The organism is Roseinatronobacter alkalisoli, from assembly GCF_028745735.1.
Classification (GTDB): domain Bacteria; phylum Pseudomonadota; class Alphaproteobacteria; order Rhodobacterales; family Rhodobacteraceae; genus Roseinatronobacter; species Roseinatronobacter alkalisoli.
Genome location: NZ_JAQZSM010000003.1, coordinates 181,717 through 196,859, shown reverse-complemented (window position 1 = coordinate 196,859; position 15,143 = coordinate 181,717). Strand labels below are relative to the sequence as shown.

Genomic DNA, 15,143 nt, shown 5'->3' with positions numbered 1-15,143 from the left:
TCTGCCTGTGACCACCACAGCATCACCCGCGCCCGCGCAGGATGGGCTTAGTTCTGTGCCTGCGCTGCTGGCGCGCAATGCCACGCAATACGGCCTTCAGACCGCCTATCGCGAGAAGGAATTCGGCATCTGGCAAAGCTGGACATGGGCGGAAACCCACGATCAGGTACGCGCCATGGCGCTGGGGTTTCTGGTTCTGGGCATGAAGCAGGGCGATTATGTCGCCATTATCGGGCGCAACCGTCCCGCCCTTTACTGGTCGATGGTGGCTGCGCAATCTGTGGGGGCCATTCCGGTGCCGCTTTACCAGGATGCGGTCGCGGAAGAGATGGCCTATGTGCTGGACCATTGCGGCGCGCGTTTCGTTGTCTGCGGCGATCAGGAACAGGTCGACAAGGTCATCGAGGTTCAGGAAACGGTGCATTGCATCGATGAAATCCTGTATCTGGATAAACGCGGCATGCGTAAATATGACCACAGCCATATGAACTGGCTGGAAGATGTCATGCGCGAAGGGCGCGCGGCGCAAACCCGGCTGGAACCCGAACTGAACACACGCATTGCGGCGCTGGGCTGGGACAGCACCTGTGTCATGCTTTACACATCCGGCACGACCGGCAAGCCCAAGGGCGTGGTGCTGAGCAATCGCAATATCATCATCACGTCTAAAAACAGTTCCGAATTCGACAAGCTGCGTCCGGGGGATGAAATTCTGGCCTATCTGCCCATGGCATGGGTGGGCGATTTCATCTTTGCCATCGGGCAGGCCTATTGGACCGGATTTTGCGTGAACTGCCCTGAATCCGCGCAGACCATGATGACAGATCTGCGCGAGATCGGACCAACCTATTATTTTGCCCCGCCCCGCATTTTTGAAACCATGCTGACAACAGTGATGATCCGCATGGAAGATGCATCGCCCCTGAAGCGCCGGTTGTTTCATCATTTTATGGATTTCGCCCGCGATACGGGGCCGAAACTGCTGGATGGCAAACCCGTCAGCATGATGGCGCGGCTGAAATATGCGTTGGGTAATTTTCTGGTCTATGGCCCGCTGAAAGACACGCTTGGCCTGCGCCGCATTCGCGTGGCCTATACTGCTGGCGAAGCGATCGGGCCGGAGATATTTGATTTCTACCGCGCGCTGGGCATCAATCTGAAACAGCTTTACGGCCAGACAGAAGCATCCGTGTTCATCACGCAGCAGCCTGACGGGGAAGTGCGGTCCGACACGGTTGGCGTGCCATCGCCGGGCGTGGAAGTGCGCATCGCTGACAATGGCGAAGTGTTCTACCGTTCCCCCGGCACATTCGAAAGCTACTATAAAAACGCAGAAAGCACCGCATCCACCAAGGATTCTGATGGCTGGGTGGCCACGGGCGATGCGGGCTTTTTTGAAGAAGGGACCGGCCATCTGCGTATCATCGACCGCGCCAAGGATGTTGGCAAAATGGCCGATGGTGCCATGTTCGCGCCAAAGTATGTTGAAAACAAACTGAAATTCTTTCCGAATATTCTGGAAACCGTGGTGTTCGGGAACGGGCGCGACCGCTGCGTGGCCTTTATCAATATTGACCTGAGCGCGGTCGGCAGTTGGGCGGAACGCAATAACATCGCATATTCCAGCTATCAGGAACTTGCCGGGCTGAAACGGGTGCTCGATACGATTCAGGCCCATGTCGAACAGGTCAATGAAAGTGTCGCGCAGGACAAGTTCCTGTCGGGCTGCCAGATTCACCGCTTTCTGGTGCTGCATAAGGAACTGGATGCCGATGACGGCGAAATGACCCGCACCCGCAAGGTGCGCCGCCGCATTGTAGAGGAGAAATACGCAGACCTGATCGACGCGCTCTATAGCGACAAGGACGGCATCTATACCGAAACCGAAGTCACCTATGAAGATGGGCGCAAAGGCGTGTTGAAGGCGACGCTGGAAATCCGCAATGCGAAAGTATTCGGTGCAACCGCTGATCAGGTGGCGGCGGAATGAGCGGGCAGGGGGAAGGGATGCGCGATACCGTGACAGATGAAGGGTATATGACCGCTGACGGGCGCAAGATTGGCGGGGTTGCGATGGAAATGCGCAACATTACCCTGCGGTTTGGGGGCGTCGTGGCCATCAAGGATATCAGTTTCGACATTCGCTGGGGGGAAATCCGCGCCATTATCGGCCCGAATGGTGCGGGCAAATCCTCCATGCTGAATGTCATTTCCGGCTTCTACCACCCGCAGGAAGGCGAAGTCATCTACAAGGGTTACAAACGCCCGGCCATGCGCCCCTATCAGGTGGCACAGCAGGGCATTGCCCGCACATTCCAGAATATCGCCTTGTTTGAAGGCATGAGCGTGCTGGACAACATCATGACCGGCCGCCTGCACCACATGAAAGCGAACATGTTTCAACAGGCCATCTGGTGGGGGCGCGCTGCCCGCGAAGAAGCGGAGAACCGTGCGCAGGTCGAAAAGATCATCGATTTTCTGGAAATCCAGCATATCCGCAAAACGCCCGTGTCACGGCTGCCCTATGGGCTGAAAAAGCGTGTGGAACTGGCCCGCGCACTGGCGGCGGAACCAGCAATCCTGCTGCTGGATGAACCGATGGCCGGCATGAATGTCGAGGAAAAGGAAGACATGTGCCGCTTCATTCTGGATGTGAATGACGAATTCGGCACCACGACAGTTCTGATCGAACATGACATGGGCGTGGTCATGGACCTGTCCGACCGCGTGGTGGTCATGGATTACGGCAAGAAGATCGGGGACGGCACCCCTGACGAGGTGCGCAACAATCAGGAAGTCATCAATGCCTATCTTGGGGTTGCCCATGACTGAACAGGCGACAGACCGCAGGGGAGGGGGCAGACATGCCTGATACGTTACTTTTCGCGCTGGAGGCGTCGCTGAACGGGCTGACCGCAGGCGTGATGTATGCGCTGGTGGCGCTTGGCTTCGTGCTGATCTTCAAGGCCAGCGGCATATTCAATTTTGCCCAGGGTGTGCTGGCGCTGTTTGCGGCACTGACACTGGTAGGGTTCCAGTCCGGCCAGATTCCGTTTTCGCACCTGATCAACGCCACGCTGGGCACAAGGTTGCATCATTTCGGCTGGAACATGCCCACGGTGCTGGCCATTCCGGCAACGGTTCTGGTGATGATCGGGCTGGCCATTCTGGTGGAACGCTTCATTCTGAAACATCTGATCAATCAGGAACCGATCATCCTGTTCATGGCAACCATTGGTCTTGCCTATTTTCTGGAAGGGTTCGGGGACATCATGTGGGGCGCCGAGGTGAAGGCGCTGGATGTCGGCCTGCCCAAGGGCATGTCCATGGCCGTGGATGACGCAACCTTCAACTGGTTCGGCTATGGGTTCTATATTGACCGGCTGGAAATCTGGGCGGCGGGAATTGCAGCTGTGCTGGTTGCCGTGCTGACGGTGTTTTCGCAATACACCAAGCAGGGCCGCGCCTTGCGCGCTGTGGCCGATGACCATCAGGCAGCGCTTTCGGTGGGCATTTCGCTGCGCTTCATCTGGGTGCTTACATGGTCGATTGCGGGCATCGTGGCGCTGGTTGCGGGTATCATGTGGGGGTCGAAATCGGGTGTGCAGTTTTCGCTGTCGCTGATTGCGCTGAAGGCGCTGCCTGTGCTGATCCTGGGGGGGTTCACATCCATCCCCGGTGCGATTGTGGGCGGGCTGATCATCGGTGTCGGTGAAAAGCTGTTCGACTTCTTCATGAACCCCATCATCGGCGGCGCCACTGAGAACTGGTTCGCTTATATGCTGGCGCTGGTCTTCCTGCTGTTCCGGCCGCAGGGCCTGTTCGGCGAACGTATCATCGAAAGGGTTTAGGAATATGCTTTACCGTGAAGCAGGCGATTTCAAGACAAGCTATGTCGCCGACAGCCAGACCTTTCCGATAAAATTCGATCGTTATGGCTATTATGTTCTGCTGGGTTTTGCCTTTCTGGTCATGCCGCTGATCATCAATGATTACTGGGCCAATTCGATTGTTGTTCCCTTCCTGATCTATGCGATTGCGGCATTGGGGCTGAATATCCTGATCGGCTATTGCGGGCAGTTATCCCTGGGCACGGGCGGGTTCATGGCGGTGGGGGCCTATGCCAGCTATAAGATGATGACGGCGTTTCCCGAGTTGAACATCATTTTCGTCATCATCATTGCGGGCATGGTGACCGCATGTGTCGGCGTGTTGTTCGGCCTGCCATCCTTGCGGATTAAGGGGTTCTATCTGGCGGTGGCGACATTGGCCGCGCAGTTCTTTCTGATCTGGCTGTTCACACGCACTGCATGGTTCTACAACTATTCGCCCACCGGCATGATTTCCGCCCCCACGCGCGAGGTATTTGGCGTCCCTGTCACCGGGCCGCGTGCATCGGCAGTGTCGATGTATATGATATGCCTGTGCTTTCTTGTCGCCAGCGCCTGGCTTGCGCGCAATCTGACACGCGGCAGCATGGGGCGCAAATGGATGGCCATCCGCGACATGGACATCGCCGCCGAGATCATCGGGGTAAACCCGCTGATTGCCAAACTTACGGCCTTCGCGGTGTCCAGTTTCCTTGTGGGCATTTCCGGCGCGCTGCTGTTTGCTGTCTATTTGGGTGCTGCCGAAGCAGGCGAGGCATTCGGCATCGACAAGTCATTCCTTGTTCTGTTCATGGTGATCATCGGCGGGCTGGGGTCCATTTTCGGGGCTTTCGCAGGGGCGGCGTTTCTGATTGTCGGGCCTGTTCTGCTGAAACTGCTGTTAGTCAATTCGCTGGGCTGGCCCACCGATCTGGCTGCGCATCTGGAAATCATGATTGTGGGCGCACTGATCATCGTCTTTCTGATCGTCGAGCCGCATGGCATCGCCGCATTATGGCGCACAATAAAGGAAAAACTGCGCCTTTGGCCTTTCCCTTACTGATTGGGGCAGGTCGATTTCAAGAAACGTCATCCATATGGGAGGAGAACCGATGAAGATGACCAGACTGGCCGCGACACTTGCGGCAACCATGGTAGTAGCAGGGCCGACACTGGCGGATACGCTTCACTTTCCGTCACTCAGCTACCGGACAGGGCCGTTCGCTGCAGGGGGCATTCCCTTTGCGGACGGGTATTCCGATTACCTGACGCTGATCAATGAACGCGATGGCGGGATCGGCGGCGTGCCGATCCGGCAGACCGAATGCGAAACCGCCTATAACACTGAACGCGGGGTCGAATGCTATCAGTCCATCCGCAATGACAATCCGCTGGTGATTCAGCCCTTGTCCACCGGCATCACCTATCAGCTGATCCCGCGCACCATGGAAGATGGCATTCCCATGCACACCATGGGCTATGGGCGCACATCTGCGGTGAATGGCGAAGTGTTCAACTGGACCTTCAACTACCCGGCGAATTACTGGGACGGGGCCAGCGTGATCATCAACTACCTGCTGGATGAAAATGACGGCAGCCTTGAAGGCAAGAAGATCGCGCTGCTTTACCATAACTCTGCCTATGGGCGCGAACCCATCCCGACGCTGGAGCGTCTGGCCGAACGTCACGGATATGAATTTCTGAGCATCGGCGTGGACAGTCCCGGTCAGGAACAGGGCAGCCAGTGGTTGCAGATCCGGCGTGAACGCCCCGATTATGTGGTCATGTGGGGCTGGGGCGTCATGAACCCGACCGCCATTCAGGAAGCCGCCAATATCCGCTTCCCGATGGAAAATTTCATCGGCGTGTGGTGGTCCGGTTCTCAGCAGGATGTCCGTCCTGTGGGTGATGGCGCGCATGGCTACAAGGCGCTGGCGATGCACGGCACAGGCATGGATTATCCGATCTATGAGGACATGCAGCGCTATGTCATTGACGCGGGCAAATATGCCGGCACCGGCGACGAGGTCGGCACCGTGCTGTATTCGCGTGGCATGTATGCAGCCATGCTGGCGGTAGAAGCCGCAAAGAAGGCACAGGAAATCCATGGTGTCGCTGCCATCACGCCCGCGATGATGCGCGATGGCATGGCCAATCTGGAAATCACCGAGGAACTGATGGTCGAACTGGGCCTGCCGAATTTCGGTCCTGCCTTCTCGGTGGCCTGTGAAAACCATGGCGGTTCAGGCGCTGCGATGATCCAGCAATGGGATGCGCAAGCGGGTGAATGGAACCTGATCACCGACTGGATCGACCCTGATCGCGAACTGATCATGGAAATGGCGATGGATGACAGCATTGCCTATGCGGCTGAAAACAACATCAGCCCGGCCTGCCTGAACTAAGCACAGCAGTGGTCCCGGACCTGATCCGGGGCCGCTTCCCTCACCCGAATGCGAAAGCCCGATCCGATGCTTGATGCAAGCCCCCAGCAGACGACGCTTCTGGAAGTCAACAATATCGAAGTGCTTTACAACCACGTCATCCTTGCGCTGAAAGGTGTCAGTCTTGATGTGCCCAAAGGCGGTATCACGGCTATTCTGGGCGGCAATGGCGCTGGCAAATCGACAACGCTGAAAGCGATTTCCAACCTTATCCATTCCGAACGCGGCGAAGTGACCAAGGGCAGCATCCTGTATGAAGGGCGCAATGTCGTGGGTCTGGACCCGGCTGATCTGGTGAAATCCGGTGTCGTGCAGGTAATGGAAGGGCGCCATTGTTTTGAACATCTGACCGTCGAGGAAAACCTGCTGACCGGGGCCTATACCCGCACAGACGGGCGCGGTGCAGTGGCGGCGGAACTTGATCTTGTCTATGAATATTTTCCGCGCCTGAAGGAACGCCGCAAAAGCCAGGCTGGCTACACATCCGGCGGTGAACAGCAGATGACCGCCATCGGGCGCGCGCTGATGTCGCGCCCCTCGATGATCCTGCTGGATGAACCCTCGATGGGGCTGGCCCCGCAGCTTGTGGAACAGATTTTCGAAATTGTTGCGCGGCTGAACCGCGAGCAGGGCGTGACCTTCCTGCTGGCCGAACAGAACACCAATGTCGCGCTGCGCTATGCGACGACAGGTTTCATCATGGAAAACGGGCGCATTGTCATGGAAGGTAGCGCGCAGGAATTGCGCGAAAACCCCGATGTGAAGGAATTCTATCTGGGCATGTCCGACAAGGGCCGCAAAAGTTTCCGCGAGGTGCGCAGCTATCGCCGCCGCAAGCGCTGGCTGGCGTGACCAGACGCCCCTGACGCCCCCACGCAATTCCGCCGCTATCACCCAAAAGGCACCGCCATGACCCCGTTCGACCCTTTGGAAACCCGATCACAGGAAGCCCGCAGCGCAGATATTGCCACGGCTTTGCCAAAGGCTGTTTCCAATGCCCTGCGCGCGCCTGCAATGGCTGCGCATCTGGGTGATATCGATGCGCGCGCAGTGACAGACCGCGCGTCGCTTGCGCGCTTGCCGGTGCTGCGCAAATCCGACCTGACGGGCGCGCAGGCCGCGCAGCCCCCCTTTGGCGGGCTGAGTGCAACGGCGCTTGCCGAATTCGAGCATGTCTTTCAGTCCCCCGGTCCGATCTATGAACCCGGGCGCGTGTCGGCGGATTGGTGGCGGCTGGGCCGGTTTCTGCATGCCAGCCATATCGGGCGCGGCGATATCTTGCAGAACTGCTTTTCCTATCATCTGGTGCCTGCAGGCATGATGTTTGAAAACGCCGCGCGCGCGGTCGGGGCCACGGTTTTGCCAGCAGGCACCGGCCAGACCGAGTTGCAGGTGATTGCCGCGCGCGATATCGGCAGCACCGTCTATGCGGGAACACCCGATTTCCTGAAGATCATCCTTGATAAGGCCGATGAGATGGGCGTCGCGTTGCAGATCACCAAGGCGGTTATGGGCGGCGGCGCGCTATTTCCGTCCCTGCGCGATTTTTACCGCGACCGGGGGATCACCGCTCGCCAATGCTATGCGACCGCCGATCTGGGCAATGTTGCCTATGAAACCGACGCGATGGAAGGAATGGTGGTGGATGAAGGGGTGATTGTCGAAATCGTGCGCCCCGGAACCGGCGATCCTGTCCCGCAGGGTGAGGTGGGCGAAATTCTTGTCACCACGCTGAATGCCGATTACCCGCTGATCCGCTTTGCCACCGGTGATCTGAGCGCCGTTCTGCCGGGGCAAAGCCCCTGTGGGCGTACCAATATGCGCATCAAGGGGTGGATGGGCCGCGCTGACCAGACGACCAAGATCAAGGGTATGTTCGTGCGCCCCGAACAGGTGGCGGCACTTGTGTCCCATCATGATGAAATTCACCGCGCGCGGGTGATTGCCACGCGCGTTGGTGAAAAGGACGTGATGACAGTGCGGATCGAAACCCGCGCGACGAATCCGGCATTGTATGAAGCGACGGTACTGTCTACGCTGAAACTCAGGGGTGAGGTTGATCTGGTGCCTCCGGGGTCGCTGCCCAATGACGGGCTGGTGATAGAGGATCTGCGCCGCTACGACTGATGACCCCCTGCATAGGTTAACAGTGGGGATGTCGTCATGCGTTTGGGTTTTCTGGTCCTGTTTGTGTTGCTTCTGGTCAAACCGCTTCATGCGGCGGGACTGGCGCTTGTCATCGCAAATGACAGTTATGACCACGCCGCGAACCTGCGCGGGGCAGACCAGATTCTGGATATAAGCGCGACGCTGGAATCCGCCGGGTTTCAGGTGGTTTCAGGCCGCAATCTGACCACCGAAGAAATGCGAGCGCAGCTTGCAGGCAGCTATGCGCGGATTCAGCGCGATGGCGCGGACCGTGTTATTGTGGTGCTGGCCGGGCATTTTGTGCATTCGCGCAGCGGCGCGTGGTTTCTGGGCGTGGATGCCGATGAACCCGGTCTGGCGATGGCCGACAGCGCGGGATTGCGGCTGGATGTAATCATGGAAATCGCGACCGGCGCGGCAGAGGCCGCGCAGCTTTGGCTGGCCGGGGGGGACTTGTCGCGTGGCAGCTATGGCGACGGGCTGGCAGGCGGGCTGCCTGCGCGCCTGTTGGTGCCGCAGGGGGTGGGTGTCGTGCGCGGCCCGGTTCCGCAGGTGGGGCAGGGGCTGCGCGCCATTCTGCGCCCCGGTGCAGTGTTGTCGGATGTGGTGGACCAGACGCGCGGTCTGTCCGGCGAAGGCACGATTTCGCCGCTGGTGCCGTTGCTGCCCGCAGGCTTTGCTCCGGTTGCGCGCGCGGATCGTCAGGCCTGGGCCGATGCGCAGCAGGCCAATACCGAAGCGGCCTATCAGTCCTATCTGGACCGGTTTCCCAATGGCCTGAACGCACAGGCCGCACGTGGCGCGATTGACCGCCTGCGTAACAGCCCTGAACGTATTGAAGATGCGTTGGCCCTGACACGCGATGAGCGCCGCGCGATTCAGCGCGATCTGACAACGCTGGGGTTCAATACCCGCGGGGTTGATGGTATATTCGGGCCGGGCACGCGCGCGGCCATTCGCGGATGGCAGGGGCGGAACAATCTGGATGAAACCGGTTTTCTGAACCGTGAACAGGTGATGCAGCTTGCCGGTCATGCCGCGCGCCGTGCCGCCGAAATCGAAGCAGAGGAACGCGCCCGCCGCGAAGTCGCTGAACGTGACGACCGCGCCTTCTGGGATGCCACTGGCGCAGGCAGCGACGAAGCCGGGCTGCGCAGTTATCTGGAACGCTACCCGCAAGGCATATTCGCAGGGCTTGCCCGCGAAAGGCTGGACCGCATAGAGGCCGACAGCCGCCAGCGCCGTGACCGCGCCGCCTGGGATCAGGCGCGCAGGCGTGACAGTGTGGATGCCTATGAAAGCTATCTTGTGGAATGGCCGGATGGCGCATTCGCCGCTGATGCGCTTGTGCGGATAGATGAACTGGACCCGCCTGCAACGCCCGCGCCCGAAGAAGACCCGCAGCGCGCCAATGACCGCGCGGCGGAGGAGGCATTGCAGCTTACCGGACCAACCCGCGTGCTGATCGAACGTCGGCTTGCACGGATGGGGTTGGACCCCGGCGCAATCGACGGCACGTTCGACGCGCAGTCCCGCAGCGCGATAGAAGGTGCGCAGCGTCATTTCGACCTGCCCCCCACTGGCTATGTCACGCAGGACCTGATCACGATGATGCTTGGCGATACGCTGCGCAGCTTCTTTGAGTGATGCGCAACGGCGACTCCCCGTGGCGGTATCTTGTCGTGGGGGGCGCAATCGGCTAGGCCCGGTCGACCCAACCCCGTGAAAGGATGCCCTGCCATGACCTTGCCCAGTGATGACCGCCTGATTGTCGCCCTTGATCTGCCCAATGCGCTTGCGGGGCTGGAACTTGCGCGCCAGCTTGGGGATGCTGTCAGTTTCTACAAGATCGGGCTGGGCATGCTGACCGGCGGCGGGTTGGCGCTGGCCAATGAACTGAAACAGGAACATGGCAAGCGCATATTTCTGGACATGAAATTTTTCGACATCGGCGCAACTGTGGCGTCTGCGGTGCGCGGAATTGCGCAATATGATCTGGATTTTCTGACCGTACATGGCGACCCGCATGTGGTGCGTGCCGCGCGTGACGGGGCGGGCGGGTCGAATCTGAAAATCCTTGGCGTGACAGTGCTGACCTCGCTTGACCGGGGCGATCTGGATGATGGCATGATGCAACCGGGCGACATCACCGAATTCACGCTTGAACGTGCCGCCCGCGCGCTGGCTGCCGGGGCGGACGGGGTGATTGCCAGCCCGCAGGAAGCCGCCGCCATCCGCGCCCTGCCTGAAGCGGCGGGCAAGCTGATTGTCACACCGGGGGTACGCCCTGCAGGTGCGGATCTGGGTGATCAGAAGCGTGTCGCCACACCCGCGCGCGCCTTGCAGGACGGGGCGGATCATATCGTTGTCGGGCGGCCCGTCTGGCAGGCTACGGACCCACGAGCCGCCGCGCGTGCCGTGCTGGCGGAAATCGCAGCAGTCTGAACTGCCGCCCGCGCCGGTCAGTGTTTGGCAGACCAGCTCATTGATACGCGCGAGCGGGTGTAGAATTCGCCCAGCATCCCCAGAACCAGTACAGCGACCCCGAAAATTACCGGGTAATAGACCCAGGTATGCATCGGATTATAGTTGATGAACGCATAGCCCCGCGATTGGTCAATGGCATGAAACAGCGGGTTCCACAGGAAATAGGGCAGAACGGAATCGGGCAGGGTATTGGCCAGAAAGAACTTGCCCGATGCCACCATGTTCAGCCGAGTATAGAACATGGTCACCAGTTTGCTGGCACTGGGTAACCATGGTTTCAGCGCGTACATCACCACACCAATGGCCAGCCCGGCAAACCACACGGTCAGAAATACCGCAAAGGTCTGAATGGGCTGGTAAATGGTCAGCGGGGTCCACAGCGCGTGATACAGAAACAGCAACACAATCACTGTCACCACCTGAATATACAATTCCCCGAGTGCCGCGCCGCCGATGGCAACAATCGGGTTCATCGGGCGGTGTTTCATCATCGCCGATGCCGGCCCGTCGGCCCCGGCCACAGCGCCAATGACCTTGACATGGGCCATGAACATGAACACGCCCGTCATCAGATACAGCAGCACATCCCCGCGCACCGCTGCCGCACGCATGCCCGCGAAAAGGAATATCGCCATGAAGACCGCAACAAGGATAAGTGTCTGCGCGATATTCAGCAAAAGCCCGATGATGGCATTGCCGTGGTTCTTGCGTACATTGCGCACAGCCTGATTGAATATCAGGGACATTGTGGTGAACAACTGCGCCCAGATCGAACTGCGACCAGTGGAAGTGTGCATATTTGCGCTCATTACTTCAGGTGCGGGTTGCGCGACTGCGCCCCACGCGTCAGAACAAGTTTAACGCGAAACCGGGGTTTCGGCAATCTGTCTTGGCGGGCGGACGGAACCCCGTCTCATTTCGCGAAGGACAAAGGCAAAGGACCACTTCATGTCATCAGTTGATTTTCAGCGCATCGAAACCGAATTCCGCGCGCTTGCGCTACTGGCAGGGGATGTCATCATGGGCATATATGATGGCCCTGATTTCGAAATCCGCAGTAAATCCGATGACAGCCCGGTCACCGCCGCGGATGAAGCTGCGGATGCCGTGATTTCCGCGGGTCTGGCGCGGGCATTTCCGGGGGTTGCGGTGGTTACCGAAGAACAGGCCCAAAGCCATTCTGTCACTGCCGACAGTTTCATCATTGTTGACCCGCTGGACGGCACTAAGGAATTTATCAACCGGCGCGGCGATTTCACTGTCAATATTGCCTATGTCGAGAAGGGCGTGCCGTTGCGCGGTGTCGTCTATGCCCCCGCCAAGGGGCGCCTGTTCTATACCCGCGCCGATGGTGTCAGCGTGGAAGAAACCGGGCCTTTTGCTGTGGAAACCCGTAGCACCCTGACGCAATTGCAGTTGCGCAAGGCCGATATGGGCGCGGTGCTGGTGGTTGCGTCGAAGTCCCACCGTGATCAGGCGACAGATGCCTATATCAACCGCTATAATGTTGCGGATATGCGCAGCGCGGGATCGTCGCTGAAATTCTGTCTTGTCGCCACGGGCGAAGCGGATCTGTATCCGCGCCTTGGCCGGACAATGGAATGGGACACGGCCGCAGGCGATGCAGTGTTGCGCGGTGCGGGCGGGCGTGTGGTGACCTTTGCGGGGCATGATGTGCTGGCTTACGGTAAGCCGGGTTTTGAAAACCCGTTCTTCATTGCCGCAAGTCCGACAGTTGAACTGCTGCAGGGTTAAGCGCGCGCAGCGTATCTGCATTGGCACGCACAAAAACGTGAATTGCCATGCATCGCCCGTGATTTGACCCAAAACCTGCCGTATTTCCCCTGTTTACCATTCGTTAATTGAAGCAGGTTCAACCGAATGGAGCGACAGATGAAGCGCAAGGTTACAAAAGCAGTTTTCCCCGTAGCAGGCATGGGCACACGGTTTCTTCCGGCAACAAAATCCGTCCCGAAGGAGATCATGACCCTGGTGGATCGCCCGCTTATTCAATACGCGATTGACGAAGCCCGCGCCGCAGGCATTACCGAATTCATTTTTGTCACCTCGCGCGGCAAGAGCGCGCTGGAAGATTATTTCGACCATGCGCCGGAACTTGAAAACTCGCTTCGTGCCAAGGGCAAGTCCGAACTTCTGGAAACCCTGCAGGCCACCAATATGGACAGCGGCGCAATTGCCTATGTGCGCCAGCATCAGGCGCTTGGTCTGGGGCATGCGGTGTGGTGCGCGCGCCATCTGGTGGGGGATGAACCCTTCGCGGTGTTGCTGCCTGATGACGTGATCGCCGCCGACAAGCCTTGTCTGCAACAGATGATTGAGGCTTATGCACAAACCGGCGGCAACATGATCGCCGCCATGGAAGTGGCCCCTGACAAGGCATCCAGCTACGGCATCATGGATGTGCCCCCCGCGATTGGCCCGATTCTGCCCATGTCGGGCATGGTCGAAAAACCCGCACCCGGCACGCAGCCGTCCAACCTGGCGGCGATCGGGCGCTATATCCTGTCGCCTGATGTGATGCGCCACCTGGATCAGATCAAACCGGGCGTTGGCGGGGAAATCCAGCTGACAGACGCCATAGCCCGCGAAATCGCGGAAAAGCGCAACGTTTATGGCTACCGCTTCGAAGGGCAGCGCTATGATTGCGGGTCCAAGGCGGGGTTCCTGCAAGCCACAGTGGCATTCGGGCTGGCGCGTGCGGAACTGCATGATGAACTTCAGGAATTCCTGACCGACATGATGACGCAGCGCCAGGCCGCGCAATAACCCACGCGCCGCAGGGGTGCATGAACAATGGGGCGGGCCAATGGCGCGCCCCTTTTGCAATGTGCCGGGCGTGAAGCGGATGTCGGGACATGAATGAAGCCAGCGCCATCGGCAGGCCGCAGGACGGCCCGCCGATGGCGCGGCTGACTGCGCCCTTGTTCTGCGCCTTTGCGTTCCACCTAAGACAGCTTCAAGCCGTGTGTGTCGTTGCTTCTACGACGAAATCGATCCCGTTGCGCCGGGGGGTGAATACTTCCTCCGTCCTCAAAACCCTCATCCACATCGCGACCGGCAAGGCCCTGCTGCAGTGTCTTTGGACTTGCCTTGCGCGGGAACTGTGGCATGACTGACCCATGCTTGTCCCCGTTCCCACTTCCCAGGATCGCTGGTTTGATTTTCGTATGCGCTGGAAACGCCGCCGCCTGCGTGCGCGCGCCGTTGGCAAGGCGCGTGACCTGACAGCGCTGAAACGGGGGACATGGGCGCGCAGCGACATCCTGCTGTTCTGCACCATCCGTAATGAACGCGAACGCATTGACTGGTTCCTGCATCATTACCGCAGGCTGGGCGTCGGGCATTTCCTGTTTGTCGATAATGACAGCACGGATGGCACGCGGCAACTGCTGCTGGATCAGCCCGACACATCTGTCTGGGGCAGTGCGGCCAGCTATAAACAATCGCGCTTCGGCATGGACTGGATCAATGCGCTGATGTTGCGCTACGGGTCGGGGCAATGGTGCGTGGTGGCCGATGCCGATGAGTTGCTGATCTATCCGCATTGGGATACCCGGCCCTTGCCTGCACTGACCGACTGGCTGGAGTGCCAAGGGCAGGCGATTATGCCTGCGATGATGCTGGAAATGTACCCCAAAGGGCCGCTTGCCGCGCAGACCTGCCCGCCGGGGACAGACCCGATTGCGGTTCTGAACTGGTTTGATGCGGGGAACTATTCCATTCTGCACAAACCCCTTCTGGATGCCTTGCTGATTCAGGGTGGGCCACGGGCAAGAACATTTTTCAAGGATACGCCAAACCGCGCGCCGACCCTGACAAAACTGCCACTGATCAAATGGAGCTGGCACAATACCTGGGTGAATTCCACGCATTCCATTCTGCCGCGCGCGCTGAACCGGTTTTATGACCGCACCGGTGGCGAAGGTATTGCCGGGGCGTTGCTGCACACGAAATTCCTGCATTCCGTGGTTGAAAAAGCCCCGGTTGAGAAAGCGCGCGGCCAGCATTTCGGCAATGCGCCGGTGTTTGACAGCTATTATGATGCAGTGGCCACGTCACCGGACTTATGGTGCGAAACCTCAACACGGTTCGAAGGGTGGCAGCAGCTTGAACAGCTTGGTCTGATATCGCGCGGCGGATGGGCCTGAGTGGCCACGCTGCCTGAATTATTCCG

At 59.1% G+C, this 15,143-nt stretch carries 14 protein-coding genes; 13 read left to right on the top strand and 1 reads right to left on the bottom strand.

The window, feature by feature from the left end; all coding sequences use genetic code 11:
* Positions 1–7 precede the first annotated feature (7 nt).
* The 9 genes from PUT78_RS05140 (at position 8) to pyrF (ending at position 10,906) form a co-directional block, all read left to right on the top strand.
* Positions 8–1,990 (top strand): AMP-binding protein, encoded by a 1,983-nt coding sequence (locus PUT78_RS05140; RefSeq protein ID WP_274351102.1) that lies wholly within the window; start codon positions 8–10, stop codon positions 1,988–1,990.
* Entirely contained in the window at positions 1,987–2,832 is an 846-nt protein-coding gene (locus PUT78_RS05135) for an ABC transporter ATP-binding protein (protein ID WP_420793462.1), read from the top strand. The genes PUT78_RS05140 and PUT78_RS05135 overlap by 4 nt, the downstream gene beginning before the upstream one ends.
* A gap of 32 nt (positions 2,833–2,864) precedes the next feature.
* Positions 2,865–3,851, top strand: coding sequence for a branched-chain amino acid ABC transporter permease (locus tag PUT78_RS05130; RefSeq protein ID WP_274351101.1), 987 nt, complete (start codon positions 2,865–2,867; stop codon positions 3,849–3,851).
* A gap of 4 nt (positions 3,852–3,855) precedes the next feature.
* Positions 3,856–4,932: a branched-chain amino acid ABC transporter permease gene (locus PUT78_RS05125; RefSeq protein ID WP_274351100.1), complete on the top strand. Its 1,077-nt coding sequence runs from the start codon at positions 3,856–3,858 to the stop codon at positions 4,930–4,932.
* A gap of 49 nt (positions 4,933–4,981) precedes the next feature.
* On the top strand, positions 4,982–6,274 hold the full coding sequence (locus PUT78_RS05120) for an ABC transporter substrate-binding protein (RefSeq protein WP_420793461.1): 1,293 nt from the start codon (positions 4,982–4,984) through the stop codon (positions 6,272–6,274).
* A gap of 66 nt (positions 6,275–6,340) precedes the next feature.
* On the top strand, positions 6,341–7,165 hold the full coding sequence (locus PUT78_RS05115; RefSeq protein WP_274351099.1) for an ABC transporter ATP-binding protein: 825 nt from the start codon (positions 6,341–6,343) through the stop codon (positions 7,163–7,165).
* A gap of 57 nt (positions 7,166–7,222) precedes the next feature.
* Complete coding sequence (locus PUT78_RS05110; RefSeq protein WP_274351098.1) at positions 7,223–8,440, top strand: phenylacetate--CoA ligase family protein; 1,218 nt, start codon at positions 7,223–7,225, stop codon at positions 8,438–8,440.
* 36 nt (positions 8,441–8,476) lie between these two features.
* Positions 8,477–10,108: a peptidoglycan-binding protein gene (locus PUT78_RS05105; RefSeq protein WP_274351097.1), complete on the top strand. Its 1,632-nt coding sequence runs from the start codon at positions 8,477–8,479 to the stop codon at positions 10,106–10,108.
* Between the two features lie 93 nt (positions 10,109–10,201).
* Complete coding sequence (gene pyrF / locus PUT78_RS05100) at positions 10,202–10,906, top strand: orotidine-5'-phosphate decarboxylase (protein ID WP_274351095.1); 705 nt, start codon at positions 10,202–10,204, stop codon at positions 10,904–10,906.
* Positions 10,907–10,923: 17 nt separating this feature from the next.
* Here the strand turns inward: pyrF and PUT78_RS05095 are convergent, their stop codons facing one another.
* A complete protein-coding gene (locus PUT78_RS05095) occupies positions 10,924–11,745 on the bottom strand; it encodes an ABC transporter permease (protein ID WP_274351094.1) in 822 nt (273 codons plus the stop codon).
* Between the two features lie 151 nt (positions 11,746–11,896).
* On the opposite strand from PUT78_RS05095, the gene cysQ reads away from it, so the two are divergent.
* The 4 genes from cysQ (at position 11,897) to PUT78_RS05075 (ending at position 15,117) form a co-directional block, all read left to right on the top strand.
* A complete protein-coding gene (gene cysQ / locus PUT78_RS05090) occupies positions 11,897–12,703 on the top strand; it encodes a 3'(2'),5'-bisphosphate nucleotidase CysQ (RefSeq protein WP_274351093.1) in 807 nt (268 codons plus the stop codon).
* 138 nt (positions 12,704–12,841) lie between these two features.
* On the top strand, positions 12,842–13,735 hold the full coding sequence (galU, locus tag PUT78_RS05085; protein WP_274351092.1) for a UTP--glucose-1-phosphate uridylyltransferase GalU: 894 nt from the start codon (positions 12,842–12,844) through the stop codon (positions 13,733–13,735).
* 89 nt (positions 13,736–13,824) lie between these two features.
* Complete coding sequence (locus tag PUT78_RS05080; protein WP_274351091.1) at positions 13,825–14,085, top strand: hypothetical protein; 261 nt, start codon at positions 13,825–13,827, stop codon at positions 14,083–14,085.
* A gap of 51 nt (positions 14,086–14,136) precedes the next feature.
* Positions 14,137–15,117: a glycosyltransferase family 2 protein gene (locus tag PUT78_RS05075; protein ID WP_274351090.1), complete on the top strand. Its 981-nt coding sequence runs from the start codon at positions 14,137–14,139 to the stop codon at positions 15,115–15,117.
* The last annotated feature ends 26 nt before the right edge of the window (positions 15,118–15,143 follow it).